Annotated in this window: 17 protein-coding genes; 15 read left to right on the top strand and 2 right to left on the bottom strand. The window is 51.7% G+C overall.

The window, feature by feature from the left end; genetic code table 11:
• The first annotated feature begins 17 nt into the window (after positions 1-17).
• The 14 genes from atpF (at position 18) to phoU (ending at position 14,904) form a co-directional block, all read left to right on the top strand.
• On the top strand, positions 18-488 hold the full coding sequence (gene atpF, locus PS053_RS14380) for a F0F1 ATP synthase subunit B (RefSeq protein WP_001052221.1): 471 nt from the start codon (positions 18-20) through the stop codon (positions 486-488).
• Positions 489-502: 14 nt separating this feature from the next.
• Positions 503-1,036: a F0F1 ATP synthase subunit delta gene (gene atpH, locus PS053_RS14375; RefSeq protein WP_025238028.1), complete on the top strand. Its 534-nt coding sequence runs from the start codon at positions 503-505 to the stop codon at positions 1,034-1,036.
• A 12-nt stretch (positions 1,037-1,048) separates the two neighbouring features.
• Positions 1,049-2,590: a F0F1 ATP synthase subunit alpha gene (gene atpA, locus PS053_RS14370; protein ID WP_001176745.1), complete on the top strand. Its 1,542-nt coding sequence runs from the start codon at positions 1,049-1,051 to the stop codon at positions 2,588-2,590.
• 50 nt (positions 2,591-2,640) lie between these two features.
• Complete coding sequence (gene atpG / locus PS053_RS14365; protein WP_000896501.1) at positions 2,641-3,504, top strand: F0F1 ATP synthase subunit gamma; 864 nt, start codon at positions 2,641-2,643, stop codon at positions 3,502-3,504.
• 26 nt (positions 3,505-3,530) lie between these two features.
• Positions 3,531-4,913, top strand: a complete 1,383-nt coding sequence (gene atpD, locus PS053_RS14360; RefSeq protein ID WP_000190506.1) for a F0F1 ATP synthase subunit beta — start codon at positions 3,531-3,533, stop codon at positions 4,911-4,913.
• Between the two features lie 20 nt (positions 4,914-4,933).
• Positions 4,934-5,353 carry a F0F1 ATP synthase subunit epsilon gene (locus tag PS053_RS14355; protein WP_001251963.1) on the top strand — a complete coding sequence of 140 codons (420 nt, stop codon included), beginning with the start codon at positions 4,934-4,936 and terminating at the stop codon, positions 5,351-5,353.
• Positions 5,354-5,551: 198 nt separating this feature from the next.
• Entirely contained in the window at positions 5,552-6,250 is a 699-nt protein-coding gene (locus PS053_RS14350) for a Bax inhibitor-1/YccA family protein (RefSeq protein ID WP_000008705.1), read from the top strand.
• Between the two features lie 275 nt (positions 6,251-6,525).
• Entirely contained in the window at positions 6,526-7,896 is a 1,371-nt protein-coding gene (glmU, locus tag PS053_RS14345; RefSeq protein WP_000933755.1) for a bifunctional UDP-N-acetylglucosamine diphosphorylase/glucosamine-1-phosphate N-acetyltransferase GlmU, read from the top strand.
• Positions 7,897-8,058: 162 nt separating this feature from the next.
• The gene (gene glmS / locus PS053_RS14340; RefSeq protein WP_256879376.1) at positions 8,059-9,888 is read left to right on the top strand and encodes a glutamine--fructose-6-phosphate transaminase (isomerizing); all 1,830 of its coding nucleotides are present in this window, start codon (positions 8,059-8,061) and stop codon (positions 9,886-9,888) included.
• Between the two features lie 436 nt (positions 9,889-10,324).
• Positions 10,325-11,365 (top strand): phosphate ABC transporter substrate-binding protein PstS, encoded by a 1,041-nt coding sequence (pstS, locus tag PS053_RS14335; protein WP_000867169.1) that lies wholly within the window; start codon positions 10,325-10,327, stop codon positions 11,363-11,365.
• 85 nt (positions 11,366-11,450) lie between these two features.
• Positions 11,451-12,410, top strand: a complete 960-nt coding sequence (gene pstC / locus PS053_RS14330) for a phosphate ABC transporter permease PstC (protein WP_000741621.1) — start codon at positions 11,451-11,453, stop codon at positions 12,408-12,410.
• Complete coding sequence (gene pstA / locus PS053_RS14325) at positions 12,410-13,300, top strand: phosphate ABC transporter permease PstA (protein ID WP_001251990.1); 891 nt, start codon at positions 12,410-12,412, stop codon at positions 13,298-13,300. Before pstC ends, pstA begins: the two co-directional genes overlap by 1 nt.
• A 90-nt stretch (positions 13,301-13,390) precedes the next feature.
• Positions 13,391-14,164, top strand: coding sequence for a phosphate ABC transporter ATP-binding protein PstB (gene pstB, locus PS053_RS14320; protein WP_000063126.1), 774 nt, complete (start codon positions 13,391-13,393; stop codon positions 14,162-14,164).
• A 14-nt stretch (positions 14,165-14,178) separates the two neighbouring features.
• Positions 14,179-14,904 (top strand): phosphate signaling complex protein PhoU, encoded by a 726-nt coding sequence (gene phoU / locus PS053_RS14315; protein ID WP_059219182.1) that lies wholly within the window; start codon positions 14,179-14,181, stop codon positions 14,902-14,904.
• Positions 14,905-14,979: 75 nt separating this feature from the next.
• On the opposite strand, the gene cbrC is transcribed toward phoU, so the two are convergent.
• Together cbrC and yieH are read right to left on the bottom strand one after the other, a co-directional pair.
• Entirely contained in the window at positions 14,980-15,567 is a 588-nt protein-coding gene (cbrC, locus tag PS053_RS14310) for a PF03691 family colicin E2 tolerance protein CbrC (protein ID WP_256879375.1), read from the bottom strand.
• A gap of 193 nt (positions 15,568-15,760) precedes the next feature.
• The gene (yieH, locus tag PS053_RS14305; protein ID WP_000078036.1) at positions 15,761-16,426 is read right to left on the bottom strand and encodes a 6-phosphogluconate phosphatase; all 666 of its coding nucleotides are present in this window, start codon (positions 16,424-16,426) and stop codon (positions 15,761-15,763) included.
• A gap of 166 nt (positions 16,427-16,592) precedes the next feature.
• Here yieH and adeP point away from each other — a divergent pair, with 166 nt between their 5' ends.
• Entirely contained in the window at positions 16,593-17,930 is a 1,338-nt protein-coding gene (gene adeP, locus PS053_RS14300) for an adenine permease AdeP (protein WP_010343090.1), read from the top strand.

Here is a 17,930-nt window from a genome sequence, read left to right as displayed (position 1 = left end):
AATAGAGGCATTGTGCTGTGAATCTTAACGCAACAATCCTCGGCCAGGCCATCGCGTTTGTCCTGTTCGTTCTGTTCTGCATGAAGTATGTATGGCCGCCATTAATGGCTGCCATCGAAAAACGTCAAAAAGAAATTGCTGACGGTCTTGCTTCTGCTGAACGAGCTAAAAAGGATTTGGACCTTGCACAGGCCAACGCGACCGACCAGCTGAAAAAAGCGAAAGCTGAAGCCCAGGTAATCATTGAGCAGGCGAACAAACGTCGCTCTCAGATTCTGGACGAAGCAAAAGCTGAAGCAGAACAGGAACGTACTAAAATCGTGGCCCAGGCGCAGGCGGAAATTGAAGCCGAGCGTAAACGTGCCCGTGAAGAGCTGCGTAAGCAAGTTGCTATCCTGGCTGTTGCTGGCGCCGAGAAGATCATCGAACGTTCCGTGGATGAAGCTGCTAACAGCGACATCGTGGATAAACTTGTCGCTGAACTGTAAGGAGGGAGGGGCTGATGTCTGAATTTATTACGGTAGCTCGCCCCTACGCCAAAGCAGCTTTTGACTTTGCCGTCGAACACCAAAGTGTAGAGCGCTGGCAGGACATGCTGGCGTTTGCCGCCGAGGTAACCAAAAACGAACAAATGGCAGAGCTTCTCTCTGGCGCACTGGCGCCAGAAACGCTCGCCGAGTCGTTTATCGCAGTCTGTGGTGAGCAACTGGACGAACACGGTCAGAACCTGATTCGGGTGATGGCTGAAAATGGTCGTCTGAAAGTGCTTCCGGAAGTTCTGGAACAGTTTATTCACCTACGCGCCGCGAGTGAGGCTACCGCCGAGGTAGACGTCATTTCTGCTACCGCGCTAAGTGAACAACAGCTCGCGAAAATTTCTGCTGCGATGGAAAAACGTCTGTCACGCAAAGTTAAGCTGAATTGCAAAATCGATAAGTCTGTAATGGCAGGCGTTATCATCCGGGCGGGTGATATGGTCATTGATGGCAGCGTACGCGGTCGTCTTGAGCGCCTTGCAGACGTCTTGCAGTCTTAAGGGGACTGGAGCATGCAACTGAATTCCACCGAAATCAGCGAACTGATCAAGCAGCGCATTGCTCAGTTCAATGTTGTGAGTGAAGCTCACAACGAAGGTACTATTGTTTCTGTAAGTGACGGTGTTATCCGCATCCACGGCCTGGCCGATTGTATGCAGGGTGAAATGATCTCCCTGCCGGGTAACCGTTATGCTATCGCACTGAACCTTGAGCGCGACTCTGTAGGTGCGGTCGTTATGGGTCCGTACGCTGACCTTGCCGAAGGCATGAAAGTTAAGTGTACTGGCCGTATCCTGGAAGTTCCGGTTGGCCGAGGCCTGCTGGGCCGTGTGGTTAACACGCTGGGTGCGCCAATCGACGGTAAGGGTCCGCTGGATCACGACGGCTTCTCTGCTGTAGAAGCTATCGCTCCGGGCGTTATCGAACGTCAGTCCGTAGATCAGCCGGTACAGACCGGTTATAAAGCCGTTGACTCCATGATCCCAATCGGTCGTGGTCAGCGTGAATTGATCATCGGTGACCGTCAGACCGGTAAAACCGCACTGGCTATCGATGCCATCATCAATCAGCGCGATTCCGGTATCAAATGTATCTATGTCGCTATCGGCCAGAAAGCGTCCACCATTTCTAATGTGGTACGTAAACTGGAAGAGCACGGCGCACTGGCTAACACCATCGTTGTGGTAGCAACCGCGTCTGAATCCGCTGCACTGCAATACCTGGCACCGTACGCTGGTTGCGCAATGGGCGAATACTTCCGTGACCGCGGTGAAGATGCGCTGATCATTTACGATGACCTGTCTAAACAGGCTGTTGCTTACCGTCAGATCTCCCTGCTGCTCCGTCGTCCGCCAGGACGTGAAGCATTCCCGGGCGACGTATTCTACCTCCACTCTCGTCTGCTGGAGCGTGCTGCGCGTGTTAACGCCGAATACGTTGAAGCCTTCACCAAAGGTGAAGTGAAAGGGAAAACCGGTTCTCTGACCGCGCTGCCGATTATCGAAACTCAGGCGGGTGACGTTTCTGCGTTCGTTCCGACCAACGTAATCTCCATTACCGATGGTCAGATCTTCCTTGAAACCAACCTGTTCAACGCCGGTATTCGTCCTGCGGTTAACCCGGGTATTTCCGTATCCCGTGTTGGTGGTGCAGCACAGACCAAGATCATGAAAAAACTGTCCGGTGGTATCCGTACCGCGCTGGCGCAGTATCGTGAACTGGCAGCGTTCTCTCAGTTTGCATCCGACCTTGACGATGCAACGCGTAAGCAGCTTGACCACGGTCAGAAAGTGACCGAACTGCTGAAACAGAAACAGTATGCGCCGATGTCCGTTGCGCAACAGTCTCTGGTTCTGTTCGCAGCAGAACGTGGCTACCTGGCGGATGTTGAACTGTCGAAAATCGGCAGCTTCGAAGCCGCTCTGCTGGCTTACGTCGACCGTGATCACGCTCCGTTGATGCAAGAGATCAACCAGACCGGTGGCTACAACGACGAAATCGAAGGCAAGCTGAAAGGCATCCTCGATTCCTTCAAAGCAACCCAATCCTGGTAACGTCTGGCGGCTTGCCTTAGGGCAGGCCGCAAGGCATTGAGGAGAAGCTCATGGCCGGCGCAAAAGAGATACGTAGTAAGATCGCAAGCGTCCAGAACACGCAAAAGATCACTAAAGCGATGGAGATGGTCGCCGCTTCCAAAATGCGTAAATCGCAGGATCGCATGGCGGCCAGCCGTCCTTATGCAGAGACCATGCGCAAAGTGATTGGTCACCTTGCACACGGTAATCTGGAATATAAGCACCCTTACCTGGAAGAACGCGACGTTAAACGCGTGGGCTACCTGGTGGTGTCGACCGACCGTGGTTTGTGCGGTGGTTTGAACATTAATCTGTTCAAAAAACTGTTGGCGGAAATGAAGACCTGGACCGACAAAGGCGTTCAATGCGACCTCGCAATGATCGGCTCGAAAGGCGTGTCGTTCTTCAACTCCGTGGGCGGCAATGTTGTTGCCCAGGTCACCGGCATGGGGGATAACCCTTCCCTGTCCGAACTGATCGGTCCGGTAAAAGTGATGTTGCAGGCCTACGACGAAGGCCGTCTGGACAAGCTTTACATTGTCAGCAACAAATTTATTAACACCATGTCTCAGGTTCCGACCATCAGCCAGCTGCTGCCGTTACCGGCGTCAGATGATGATGATCTGAAGCATAAATCCTGGGATTACCTGTACGAACCCGATCCGAAGGCGTTGCTGGATACCCTGCTGCGTCGTTATGTCGAATCTCAGGTTTATCAGGGCGTGGTTGAAAACCTGGCCAGCGAGCAGGCCGCCCGTATGGTGGCGATGAAAGCCGCGACCGACAATGGCGGCAGCCTGATTAAAGAGCTGCAGTTGGTATACAACAAAGCTCGTCAGGCCAGCATTACTCAGGAACTCACCGAGATCGTCTCGGGGGCCGCCGCGGTTTAAACAGGTTATTTCGTAGAGGATTTAAGATGGCTACTGGAAAGATTGTCCAGGTAATCGGCGCCGTAGTTGACGTCGAATTCCCTCAGGATGCCGTACCGCGCGTGTACGATGCTCTTGAGGTGCAAAATGGTAATGAGCGTCTGGTGCTGGAAGTTCAGCAGCAGCTCGGCGGCGGTATCGTGCGTACCATCGCAATGGGTTCCTCCGACGGTCTGCGTCGCGGTCTGGATGTAAAAGACCTCGAACACCCGATCGAAGTCCCGGTAGGTAAAGCGACTCTGGGCCGTATCATGAACGTACTGGGCGAACCGGTCGACATGAAAGGCGAAATCGGTGAAGAAGAGCGTTGGGCGATTCACCGCGCAGCACCTTCCTACGAAGAGCTGTCAAACTCTCAGGAACTGCTGGAAACCGGTATCAAAGTTATCGACCTGATGTGTCCGTTCGCTAAGGGCGGTAAAGTCGGTCTGTTCGGTGGTGCGGGTGTAGGTAAAACCGTAAACATGATGGAGCTTATTCGTAACATCGCGATCGAGCACTCCGGTTATTCAGTGTTTGCGGGCGTAGGTGAACGTACTCGTGAGGGTAACGACTTCTACCACGAAATGACCGACTCCAACGTTATCGACAAAGTATCCCTGGTGTATGGCCAGATGAACGAGCCGCCGGGAAACCGTCTGCGCGTTGCTCTGACCGGCCTGACCATGGCTGAGAAATTCCGTGACGAAGGTCGTGACGTTCTGCTGTTCGTTGACAACATCTATCGTTACACCCTGGCCGGTACGGAAGTATCCGCACTGCTGGGTCGTATGCCTTCAGCGGTAGGTTATCAGCCGACCCTGGCGGAAGAGATGGGCGTTCTGCAGGAACGTATCACCTCCACCAAAACCGGTTCTATCACCTCCGTACAGGCGGTATACGTACCTGCGGATGACTTGACTGACCCGTCTCCGGCAACCACCTTTGCGCACCTTGACGCAACCGTGGTACTGAGCCGTCAGATCGCGTCTCTGGGTATCTACCCGGCCGTTGACCCGCTGGACTCCACCAGCCGTCAGCTGGACCCGCTGGTGGTTGGTCAGGAACACTACGACACCGCGCGTGGTGTACAGTCCATCCTGCAACGTTATCAGGAACTGAAAGATATCATCGCCATCCTGGGTATGGATGAACTGTCTGAAGAAGACAAACTGGTGGTAGCACGCGCTCGTAAGATCCAGCGCTTCCTGTCCCAGCCGTTCTTCGTGGCAGAAGTATTCACCGGTTCTCCGGGTAAATACGTCTCCCTGAAAGACACCATCCGTGGCTTTAAAGGCATCATGGAAGGCGAATACGATCACCTGCCGGAGCAGGCGTTCTACATGGTCGGTTCCATCGAAGAAGCTGTGGAAAAAGCCAAAAAACTTTAACGCCTTAATCGGAGGGTGATATGGCAATGACTTACCACCTGGACGTCGTCAGCGCAGAGCAACAAATGTTCTCTGGTCTGGTCGAGAAAATCCAGGTAACGGGTAGCGAAGGTGAACTGGGAATTTATCCGGGCCACGCGCCGCTGCTCACCGCCATTAAGCCTGGTATGATTCGCATCGTGAAACAGCACGGTCACGAAGAGTTTATCTATCTGTCTGGCGGCATTCTTGAAGTGCAGCCCGGCAACGTGACCGTTCTGGCCGACACTGCAATTCGCGGCCAGGATCTCGACGAAGCGCGAGCCATGGAAGCGAAACGCAAAGCGGAAGAGCACATTAACAGCTCTCACGGCGACGTAGATTACGCTCAGGCGTCTGCGGAACTGGCCAAAGCGATCGCGCAGTTGCGCGTTATCGAGTTGACTAAAAAAGCGATGTAACACCGGCTTGAAAAACACAAAAGCCAGTCTGGAAACAGGCTGGCTTTTTTAATGATGAATCACGCAAAAATATATAAATTTTTTATCAATTTTCAAAAGATTAGTGTCTTTTCTGGTCGTTAATTGTCTCCCTTTCTGCATAGTGATATTGTCCCTCTTGTTACTATTTTTGTTGTAATTATATGAGGGATCATAAACATGTCTTTTAAACCATCTTTTGAATGGATCCAACCGGTTGAGATAACCGATCGCGCCACCTTTATCCGCCGGGCCTATCTGCATCTTGCTGGCGCGGTAGTGGGATTCATCTTCCTGAGTGCATTATTCCTGTTTAGCGGTATCAGCAAAATGCTGCTCAGGATCTTGATGAATGGAGGTCAGTTTGGCTGGCTGGTGGTTCTTGGCGCTTTCATTGTGGTCAGCATGCTGGCGACTCGTCTGGCGGATAATGTGGAGTCGAATCGGACGCAGTTACTTGGTCTGGGGATTTACGTTTTAGCGGAAGCGTTAATATTTGCTCCCTTGTTGAGACTGGCTGTATATATTGACCCGGCAATTATTGGTGCGGCGAGCATTACCACAGGGCTGCTGGTGGGCGGCTTGACATTTACAGCCTTTACGACCAAAAAAGATTTCTCTTTCATGCGCTCTTTTTTAACTATGGCGGGCTTTATCGCTTTCGGGGCTATTATTGCCAGCATCATTTGTGGTTTCTCACTGGGCGTCTGGTTCTCTGCGGCAATGGTGCTGTTGTGTGCCGGGTTCGTGCTGTATGACACATCCAACATTATTCATCATTACCCCACCGATCGTCCGGCAGGCGCGGCGCTACATCTCTTTGCTTCTATCGCTACCATGTTCTGGTATGTCCTGCGTATTTTCATGTCTCGCAATTAAACCTGTCTGTATAAACCAGCGAAATCATTCGCTGGTTTTCCCGTTTATTCATTGATCGAAATAAGAGCAAAAACATCAGCCTGACGCTTAAATGAAGGCCGTGCCTTATTTTTCTGAAGACAAAAGGCGTGGCGATAGCCGAAAATGGCTCTTTTGCAGGCGGGGATAATCCAGTATTGAACAATTTATCCCCTGTCCATTTCACGATGAAAAAAATGTAGTTTTTTCAATGTGAAGCGGTTTAAATTCGTTCTCAAATTACAGTCAGGACGCGTATGTTGAATAATGCTATGAGCGTAGTGATCCTTGCCGCGGGCAAAGGCACTCGCATGTATTCCGATCTTCCGAAAGTGCTGCACACCCTTGCCGGGAAAGCAATGGTGCAGCATGTCATTGATGCTGCGAATGAATTAGGTGCAGCGCATGTTCACCTGGTGTACGGCCACGGCGGCGATCTGCTTAAACAGACGCTAAAAGATGACAACCTGAACTGGGTGCTTCAGGCAGAGCAATTGGGTACTGGCCATGCAATGCAGCAAGCCGCGCCTTTCTTTGCCGATGATGAAGACATTTTAATGCTCTATGGCGATGTGCCGCTGATCTCTGTCGAAACACTCCAGCGCCTGCGTGACGCTAAACCACAGGGCGGTATTGGTCTTCTGACGGTGAAACTCGACGATCCGACCGGCTATGGTCGCATCACGCGTGAAAACGGCAAAGTTACCGGCATTGTTGAGCATAAAGATGCCACCGACGAGCAGCGTCAGATTCAGGAGATCAACACCGGTATTCTGATCGCCAACGGTGCGGATATGAAACGCTGGCTGGCGAAGTTGACCAACAATAACGCGCAGGGCGAATACTACATCACCGACATTATTGCGTTGGCGTATCAGGAAGGGCGTGAAATTGTTGCTGTTCATCCGCAACGTTTAAGCGAAGTTGAAGGCGTGAATAACCGCCTGCAGCTCTCTCGTCTGGAGCGCGTTTACCAGTCTGAGCAGGCTGAAAAACTGCTACTGGCTGGTGTTATGCTGCGCGATCCGGCGCGTTTTGATCTGCGTGGTTCGCTTACTCACGGGCGTGATGTTGAAATTGATACTAACGTTATCATCGAAGGCAATGTCACTCTCGGCAATCGTGTGAAAATCGGCACCGGTTGCGTGATTAAAAACAGCGTGATTGGCGATGATTGCGAAATTAGCCCATATACCGTCGTGGAAGATGCGAATCTGGCGGCGGCCTGTACTATTGGCCCGTTTGCCCGTCTGCGTCCTGGCGCTGAGTTACTGGAGGGCGCACACGTCGGTAACTTCGTTGAGATGAAAAAAGCGCGTTTGGGTAAAGGCTCTAAAGCCGGTCATCTGACTTACCTGGGCGATGCTGAAATTGGTGATAACGTTAACATTGGCGCGGGTACCATTACCTGCAACTACGACGGCGCGAACAAATTTAAGACCATTATCGGCGACGATGTGTTTGTCGGTTCTGATACACAACTGGTTGCTCCGGTAACGGTGGGTAAAGGCGCAACGATTGCCGCTGGCACCACCGTCACGCGCAATGTCGGTGAAAATGCCCTGGCAATCAGCCGTGTGCCGCAGGCACAAAAAGAAGGCTGGCGTCGTCCGGTTAAGAAAAAGTAATTGAGATCGGGTAATCCGATCTTTTCGGGATGAGGAGATAACATAATCTCCCACCTACAGGCAGTAACGATAAAAATAACCCCACTCTCTACAAGGCTCGGGGCGCCCGAAAAAACGGGCATACAGGTTGACCGACAACGATATCAATCGGAATCAAAAAATATGTGTGGAATTGTTGGCGCGATAGCGCAACGTGATGTAGCTGAAATCCTTCTTGAAGGTTTACGTCGTCTGGAATACCGCGGTTATGATTCCGCTGGTCTGGCAGTGGTTGATGCAGAAGGTCATATGACTCGTTTGCGTCGCCTCGGTAAAGTACAGATGCTGGCCCAGGCCGCGGAAGAACATCCTTTGCATGGCGGCACCGGTATTGCTCACACTCGCTGGGCGACCCACGGCGAACCTTCAGAAGCGAATGCGCATCCGCATGTTTCTGAACACATTGTGGTGGTGCATAACGGCATCATCGAAAACCATGAACCACTGCGTGAAGAGTTAAAAGCGCGTGGTTATACCTTCGTTTCTGAAACCGACACCGAAGTAATTGCACACCTGGTGAACTGGGAACTGAAACAGGGCGGCACTCTACGTGAAGCTGTTCTGCGTGCCATCCCGCAACTGCGTGGCGCGTACGGTACGGTAATCATGGACTCCCGCCACCCGGATACCCTGCTGGCGGCACGTTCTGGTAGCCCGCTGGTGATTGGTCTCGGTATGGGCGAAAACTTTATCGCTTCTGACCAGCTGGCGCTGTTGCCAGTGACCCGTCGCTTTATCTTCCTTGAAGAGGGCGATATTGCGGAAATTACTCGTCGTTCGGTAAACATCTTCGATAAATCTGGCGCGGAAGTGAAACGTCAGGATGTCGAATCTAATCTGCAATATGACGCAGGTGATAAAGGTATCTATCGCCACTATATGCAGAAAGAGATCTATGAACAGCCGAACGCGATCAAAAACACCCTTACCGGGCGTATCAATCACGGTCAGGTGGATTTTAGCGAGCTGGGCCCGAAAGCAGACGAGTTGTTGTCGAAGGTTGAGCATATTCAGATCCTCGCCTGCGGTACTTCGTACAACTCCGGTATGGTGTCCCGCTACTGGTTTGAATCGCTGGCGGGCATTCCATGCGATGTTGAAATCGCTTCTGAATTCCGCTATCGCAAATCCGCTGTACGCCGCAATAGCCTGATGATCACTCTGTCACAGTCTGGCGAAACGGCGGATACCCTGGCAGGTCTGCGTCTGTCGAAAGAACTGGGATATCTGGGCTCGCTGGCTATCTGTAACGTGCCTGGTTCCTCTCTGGTACGTGAATCCGATCTGGCGCTGATGACCAATGCTGGCACGGAAATCGGTGTGGCATCGACCAAAGCGTTCACTACCCAGCTCACCGTACTGTTGATGCTGGTGGCGAAACTGTCTCGTCTGAAAGGCCTCGATGCTTCTATTGAGCACGATATTGTTCACGGTCTGCAGGCGCTGCCAAACCGTATTGAGCAGATGCTGTCTCAGGACAAACGTATCGAAGCCCTGGCGGAAGATTTCTCTGACAAACATCACGCGCTGTTCCTGGGCCGTGGCGATCAGTACCCCATCGCGCTGGAAGGCGCATTGAAGCTGAAAGAGATCTCTTACATTCATGCTGAAGCCTACGCTGCGGGTGAACTGAAACACGGTCCGCTGGCGTTGATTGACGCCGATATGCCGGTTATCGTTGTTGCACCGAATAACGAACTGTTGGAAAAACTGAAATCCAACATTGAAGAAGTTCGTGCGCGTGGCGGTCAGTTGTATGTCTTCGCCGATCAGGACGCTGGTTTTGTCAGCAGCGATAACATGCACATCATCGAGATGCCGCATGTGGAAGAGGTGATTGCACCGATCTTCTACACCGTTCCGCTGCAGCTACTGGCTTACCACGTCGCGCTGATTAAAGGCACCGACGTTGATCAGCCGCGTAACCTGGCGAAATCGGTTACGGTTGAGTAATTAACAGATGCCCTGCGTAAGCGGGGCATGTGACTGCTGACAAACGCAAAACTGTCTGATGTGCTACGCTTATCAGGCCTACGAGGTTACTGCAATATATTGAATTTGTACGATTTTGTAGGCCGGATAAGGCGTTCACGCCGCATCCGGCATGAACAACGCGCGCTTTGTCAACAATCTGATGCCCTGCTTTCGCAGGGCATTTTTCTATCCCCTCTCTCATCTTCAGCTATTTTTAAACTGTCACAGAAAGAAAATTTTTCTGCCAGGCTATTGTTACTTTCACTTCTAACTTATTGATTTTTCACAAGGTGAAAAGAGTTTTCTTTCGTGTCATAAAACTGTCATAAACCTTACATATAACTGTCACCTGTTTGTCCTATTTTGCTTCTCGTAGCCAACAAACAATGCTTTATGAATCCTCCCAGGAGACATTATGAAAGTTATGCGTACCACCGTCGCAACTGTTGTCGCCGCGACCTTATCGATGAGCGCTTTCTCTGTTTTTGCAGAAGCGAGCCTGACAGGCGCAGGTGCAACATTCCCTGCGCCGGTGTATGCCAAATGGGCTGACACTTACCAGAAAGAAACCGGTAATAAAGTTAACTACCAGGGTATCGGTTCTTCCGGTGGCGTAAAACAGATTATCGCTAACACCGTAGATTTTGGTGCGTCTGATGCGCCACTGTCTGACGAAAAACTGGCCCAGGAAGGTCTGTTCCAGTTCCCGACCGTGATTGGCGGCGTGGTGCTGGCGGTTAATCTGCCGGGTCTGAAATCTGGTGAACTGGTGCTGGATGGTAAAACCCTCGGCGATATCTATCTGGGTAAAATCAAAAAGTGGGATGATGAAGCTATCGTCAAATTGAACCCGGGTCTGAAACTGCCTTCACAGAACATTGCTGTGGTGCGCCGCGCTGATGGCTCCGGTACATCCTTCGTCTTCACCAGCTATCTGGCAAAAGTGAACGAAGAGTGGAAAAACAAAGTCGGTTCTGGCTCTACCGTAAACTGGCCGACGGGACTGGGTGGTAAAGGTAACGATGGTATCGCTGCGTTTGTTCAGCGTCTGCCTGGGGCGATTGGTTACGTTGAATATGCTTACGCCAAGCAGAACAATCTCGCCTACACCAAACTGATCTCCGCTGATGGTAAACCTGTCGCCCCGACTGAAGAAAACTTCGCGAATGCGGCAAAAGGCGCAGACTGGAGCAAAACATTTGCTCAGGATCTGACTAACCAGAAAGGCGAAGATGCGTGGCCTATCACCTCTACCACGTTCATTCTGGTCCACAAAGATCAGAAGAAACCAGAGCAGGGCGTAGAAGTGCTGAAGTTCTTCGACTGGGCGTACAAAACCGGGGCTAAACAGGCGAACGACCTGGATTATGCCAGCCTGCCGGAGAGCGTCGTTGAACAGGTTCGCGCTGCGTGGAAGACCAATATTAAAGACAGTAGCGGTAAGCCGCTGTACTAATAAAACACCTGGCCGGATAAGGCGTTAACGCCGCATCCGGCATTACAAAATGACTTTGTAAACGCGTTTAACTGAAGAGTAACTTATGGCTGCAACCAAGCCTGCTTTTAACCCACCGGGTAAAAAGGGCGACATAATTTTCAGCGTGCTGGTAAAACTGGCGGCGCTGATTGTGCTATTGATGTTGGGTGGCATTATTGTCTCTCTGATCATCTCCTCCTGGCCGAGCATTCAGAAATTTGGTCTGGCTTTCCTGTGGACCAAAGAGTGGGATGCGCCGAACGATATTTACGGGGCGCTGGTGCCAATCTACGGTACGCTGGTGACCTCGTTTATTGCGCTGTTGATTGCCGTTCCGGTGAGTTTCGGCATCGCCCTGTTCCTGACTGAGCTTGCGCCAGGCTGGTTGAAGCGCCCGCTGGGTATCGCCATTGAACTGCTGGCAGCCATTCCAAGTATCGTGTACGGCATGTGGGGCCTGTTTATCTTTGCGCCGCTGTTCGCCGTTTACTTCCAGGAGCCGGTCGGCAATATCATGTCGAATATCCCGATTGTCGGCGCGCTGTTCTCCGGCCCGGCCTTTGGCATCGGTATCCTTGCGGCAGGCGTGATCCTCGCCATCATGATCATTCCGTACATTGCGGCGGTAATGCGCGATGTATTCGAACAAACCCCGGTGATGATGAAAGAGTCGGCCTACGGTATTGGCTGCACCACCTGGGAAGTTATCTGGCGTATCGTTCTTCCGTTCACCAAAAATGGCGTTATCGGCGGCATTATGCTGGGTCTGGGGCGCGCGCTCGGTGAAACCATGGCGGTGACCTTTATCATCGGTAACACCTACCAGCTCGACAGCGCCTCGCTGTACATGCCGGGCAACAGTATCACCTCTGCGCTGGCGAACGAATTTGCCGAGGCAGAATCTGGTCTGCACGTGGCTGCTCTGATGGAACTGGGTCTGATCCTGTTTGTGATTACCTTCATCGTCCTCGCCGCATCGAAGTTGATGATTATGCGCCTGGCTAAGAATGAGGGGGCACGCTAATGGCTATGGTTGAAATGCAAACCACTGCGGCGCTGGCGGAATCCCGCCGCAAAATGCAAGCGCGTCGCCGCCTCAAAAACCGTATTGCGTTGACGCTCTCAATGGCGACGATGGCCTTCGGCCTGTTCTGGCTGATCTGGATTTTAATGTCCACCATCACCCGCGGTATTGACGGTATGTCGCTGGCGCTATTCACCGAAATGACACCACCGCCCAATACAGAAGGCGGTGGTCTGGCGAACGCCCTGGCGGGTAGCGGTCTGTTAATTTTGTGGGCCACCGTATTCGGTACGCCGCTGGGCATTATGGCGGGGATTTATCTGGCGGAATATGGCCGTAAATCCTGGCTGGCAGAAGTGATTCGCTTCATTAACGACATTTTGCTCTCCGCGCCGTCGATTGTGGTTGGTCTGTTTGTCTACACCATCGTGGTGGCGCAGATGGAGCACTTCTCCGGTTGGGCGGGCGTGATTGCGCTGGCGCTGTTGCAGGTGCCGATTGTTATCCGCACCACCGAGAACATGCTGAAACTGGTGCCGGACAGCCTGCGTGAAGCGGCTTATGCGCTGGGCACGCCGAAATGGAAGATGATCTCCGCGATTACGCTGAAAGCGTCGGTGTCCGGGATTATGACTGGTATCCTGCTGGCGATTGCCCGTATTGCTGGTGAAACCGCGCCACTGCTGTTTACCGCGCTTTCCAACCAGTTCTGGAGCACGGACATGATGCAGCCGATCGCCAACCTGCCGGTGACGATCTTTAAGTTTGCGATGAGCCCGTTTGCGGAATGGCAGCAACTGGCCTGGGCCGGGGTGTTGATTATTACCCTGTGCGTCCTGCTGCTGAACATTCTGGCGCGCGTTGTTTTTGCCAAGAAGAAACACGGTTAACACTTTGCCGGATGTGGCGTGAACGTCTTATCCGGCCTACGGTAAGCCTGATTCGCGAAGTGCATCAGGCACGATGAGGAAAAGATTGCAATGAGTATGGTTGAAACTGCCCCGAGTAAAATTCAGGTTCGTAATTTGAACTTCTACTACGGCAAATTCCATGCCCTGAAAAACATCAACCTGGATATCGCCAAAAACCAGGTTACGGCGTTTATCGGGCCGTCCGGCTGCGGTAAATCGACGCTGCTGCGTACTTTCAACAAAATGTTTGAACTGTATCCAGAGCAGCGTGCGGAAGGTGAAATTTTGCTCGATGGCGACAATATTCTGACCAACACTCAGGATATCGCCCTGCTGCGTGCGAAAGTAGGCATGGTGTTCCAGAAACCGACGCCGTTCCCGATGTCCATCTATGACAACATCGCTTTTGGCGTGCGTCTGTTTGAGAAACTCTCCCGTGCTGATATGGACGAGCGCGTGCAGTGGGCATTGACCAAAGCCGCATTGTGGAACGAAACCAAAGATAAATTGCACCAGAGTGGTTACTCTCTCTCTGGGGGGCAGCAACAGCGTCTGTGTATTGCGCGTGGTATCGCCATTCGCCCGGAAGTGTTGCTGCTTGACGAACCGTGTTCGGCGCTCGACCCTATATCTACCGGGCGTATTGAAGAGCTGATTACCGAACTGAAGCAGGATTACACCGTGGTGATCGTCACCCACAACATGCAGCAAGCTGCGCGTTGTTCCGATCACACGGCGTTTATGTACCTGGGCGAGTTGATTGAGTTCAGCAACACGGACGATCTGTTCACCAAGCCCGCGAAGAAACAAACAGAAGACTACATCACCGGTCGTTACGGTTGATTCAGGAGTGCGTTATGGACAGTCTCAATCTTAATAAACATATTTCCGGCCAGTTCAACGCCGAACTGGAAAGCATCCGCACGCAGGTGATGACCATGGGCGGCATGGTGGAGCAGCAGCTTTCTGATGCCATCACCGCGATGCATAACCAGGACAGTGAGCTGGCGAAGCGAGTCATCGAAGGCGACAAAAACGTCAACATGATGGAAGTGGCGATCGATGAAGCCTGCGTGCGCATTATCGCTAAACGTCAGCCGACGGCGAGCGACCTGCGTCTGGTGATGGTAATCAGTAAAACCATTGCCGAGCTGGAGCGTATTGGTGACGTGGCGGATAAAATCTGCCGTACTGCGCTGGAGAAATTCTCCCAGCAGCATCAGCCATTGCTGGTAAGTCTGGAGTCGCTGGGCCGTCATACTATTCAGATGCTGCACGACGTGCTGGATGCGTTCGCGCGCATGGACATTGACGAAGCCGTACGAATCTATCGTGAAGATAAAAAAGTCGATCAGGAGTACGAAGGGATTGTTCGTCAGTTGATGACCTACATGATGGAAGATTCACGGACCATTCCGAGCGTACTTACCGCGCTGTTCTGTGCGCGCTCTATCGAACGTATCGGCGACCGCTGCCAGAATATCTGCGAATACATTTTCTACTACGTGAAGGGACAGGATTTCCGTCACGTTGGTGGTGATGAGCTGGATAAGCTGCTGGCGGGGAAAGATCCGAAAGAGTAACGCGAATCGTAGGCCGGATAAGGCGTTACGCCGCATCCGGCAATGTGTCCAGTATATTTACCGGGCTTTATAGTCTTACGAAAAATCTCCCCATAGTCTCAGCTTGCCGCAGTGGAGACAGCGGAAGAGATAACCCTGACAATGGCCGCCGTTTTGCAGGCATTTCGCCAGATCCAAGCTTCTAATTCCGAAATTTTCACAATTTTCTTCAAGGTTGGCGAATTCATCAAGGCGGTTTTTTATCTCATCCCAGCCCACATAGCCGATAAAAGCACAGAAATCGCCACAATGTGCCAGCCAGAATTCCTGCTGCCATCCATGATAGCCAGGCGTGCGTTCAACCAACTCTTTCAGCATTTCAGCAGGATATGTGTCCTTAATACCGGCAAATTCGTCCTCTTCATCATACTCAAATTCAACGCCTTCGATGCTTGTATCATCCTGAAAACTACCTGCAAACTTTTCTGCCGCAGAACCGTCCGCAATGCACCAGGGGCAGAGATATTCAATTTCATCAACGCAATAAAACGGGCTGGAGTAATAAACAGATGTTTCTTGTTCACAGCAATCGCACTCTACGGTCTTATCCTGCTTAAATGCACCTGTTTCCAGTGGTTGCGGATGATATTTGAAAATGGGTAACGGTCTGGTGTTATGAGTCATAAAACGTCCTGTCTGCTCGTGGAAATTAAAAACAAAATAGAGCGTGACGGTTAATTTAAAAAGTCTGTTTTCGAATGATAGCGACCAAAACTCCTACGGCCCTGAAAACGCAAAATACAATGCGTGATGTCAAACTCCCTTTGCTTACCTTTGAACGCCAGATTAAGCGGGTAAGTGAAGGGAGAGAGAAACGTTATGTGGTAATATCCCAGCCCCGCGCCTTCCAGAGCGCAGGCAACTGCGCCAAATCGGTAAAGGTAGTGACTTTCGGATGAACGATCGGCTTATTGTGCGGGTCGGCGCAGAAGTAGAACACTTCCATACCTGCGTCGATACCAGATTGTGCACCGGCAACTGAGTCATCGACCAGAATGCAGTTTTCAACATTCACATTCATTGCTTTCGCAGCATGGAACATTAATGCTGGATCAGGTTTCCAACGCTGAATGTCGTAGCCGCTGAACAGTTTTTCCGGGAAGTAGTGCAGCATGTTGAGTTTGCCAAGTGAATGCTGCATTTTGTTAACCGGACCGTTTGAGACGACGCACATCGGCACTTTTACGCTTTCCAGCAAATCATTTGCTCCCGCAATCATCTCCAGTTCTGTATCAAACAGACGCGCTACCTCTGCGCGATAAACGCGTTCGGCATCAGCACGGACCATTTCTACGCCCTGTTCTTTACTGATGATTTCAATAATTTCGTAGAGCTTTACGCCTTTAAAGCGGGTGAAAATCTCTTCAAAGGAGACGCTAATACCGAATTCTTTGAACATCGTGACATAGGCGCGAGAGCAAATGATCTCGCTATCGACCAGCGTACCGTCGCAGTCGAAAAATACTGCTTCTATCTGTGACATGTCTTTCCTTTATCGTTAGTTTAACGTTTTCGTCATGCTGATTTGCGTGACGCAATCGTTGCCGTATAAGCAAATACAATGAAAAAAAGTTATCTTCAAACGTCCCTATTGTCTCATTTTGGTATACGATAGCGACGGATTTTCCCTCCTTGTTCGGAAATAGATAATGAGTCAACAACACACTACCCAGACTTCTGGTCAGGGGATGCTGGAACGCGTGTTTAAACTACGCGAACATGGCACGACGGCACGGACCGAAGTGATCGCTGGTTTTACCACCTTCCTGACGATGGTTTACATCGTTTTTGTTAACCCGCAAATTCTGGGCGTCGCTGGCATGGACACCAGCGCCGTCTTCGTCACGACCTGTCTGATTGCTGCATTTGGCAGCATCCTGATGGGGGTGTTTGCAAACCTGCCCGTTGCGCTTGCCCCGGCAATGGGCCTCAATGCGTTCTTCGCTTTTGTTGTCGTGCAGGCTATGGGGCTGCCGTGGCAAGTCGGGATGGGTGCAATCTTCTGGGGCGCGATGGGGCTACTGCTGCTGACGATTTTCCGCGTTCGCTACTGGATGATTGCCAACATTCCGGTGAGTCTGCGTGTGGGCATTACCAGCGGTATCGGCCTGTTCATTGGCATGATGGGGTTGAAAAACGCGGGCGTGATTGTCGCTAACCCGGAAACGCTGGTGAGTATCGGTAACCTGACTTCCCACAGCGTGCTGCTGGGGATCCTCGGTTTCTTCATCATTGCGATTCTGGCCTCGCGAAATATCCACGCGGCAGTGCTGGTTTCCATTGTGGTGACGACGTTGCTGGGCTGGATGTTGGGAGACGTGCACTACAACGGCATTGTCTCTGCGCCGCCGAGCGTGATGACAGTTGTGGGTCATGTAGATTTAGCCGGGTCATTCAACCTGGGCCTGGCAGGAGTAATTTTCTCTTTCATGCTGGTCAACTTGTTTGACTCTTCGGGGACGTTGATTGGTGTAACCGATAAAGCCGGGCTGGCGGATGAGAAAGGTAAATTCCCGCGCATGAAGCAGGCACTGTATGTTGACAGTATCTCCTCGGTAACAGGTTCGTTTATCGGTACTTCTTCCGTTACTGCGTATATTGAGTCCTCTTCCGGCGTTTCCGTTGGCGGACGTACCGGTCTGACGGCAGTGGTTGTCGGCCTGCTGTTCCTGCTGGTTATTTTCTTATCTCCGCTGGCGGGAATGGTGCCTGGCTACGCCGCGGCGGGGGCGTTGATTTACGTTGGCGTACTGATGACTTCAAGTCTTGCTCGCGTGAAATGGCAGGATCTCACTGAATCTGTTCCGGCGTTTATTACCGCGGTGATGATGCCGTTCAGCTTCTCGATTACCGAAGGTATCGCGTTGGGCTTTATCTCCTACTGCGTAATGAAAATCGGCACCGGGCGTCTGCGTGACCTTAGTCCGTGCGTCGTCGTAGTTGCTCTGCTGTTTGTGCTGAAGATTGTGTTTATTGACGCACATTAA

Origin of the sequence: Escherichia albertii, from assembly GCF_028622335.1 — a bacterium.
Lineage (GTDB): Bacteria > Pseudomonadota > Gammaproteobacteria > Enterobacterales > Enterobacteriaceae > Escherichia > Escherichia albertii.
The sequence above is the reverse complement of the archived record's forward strand: the minus strand, read 5'-3'. Positions and strand labels throughout refer to the sequence as shown.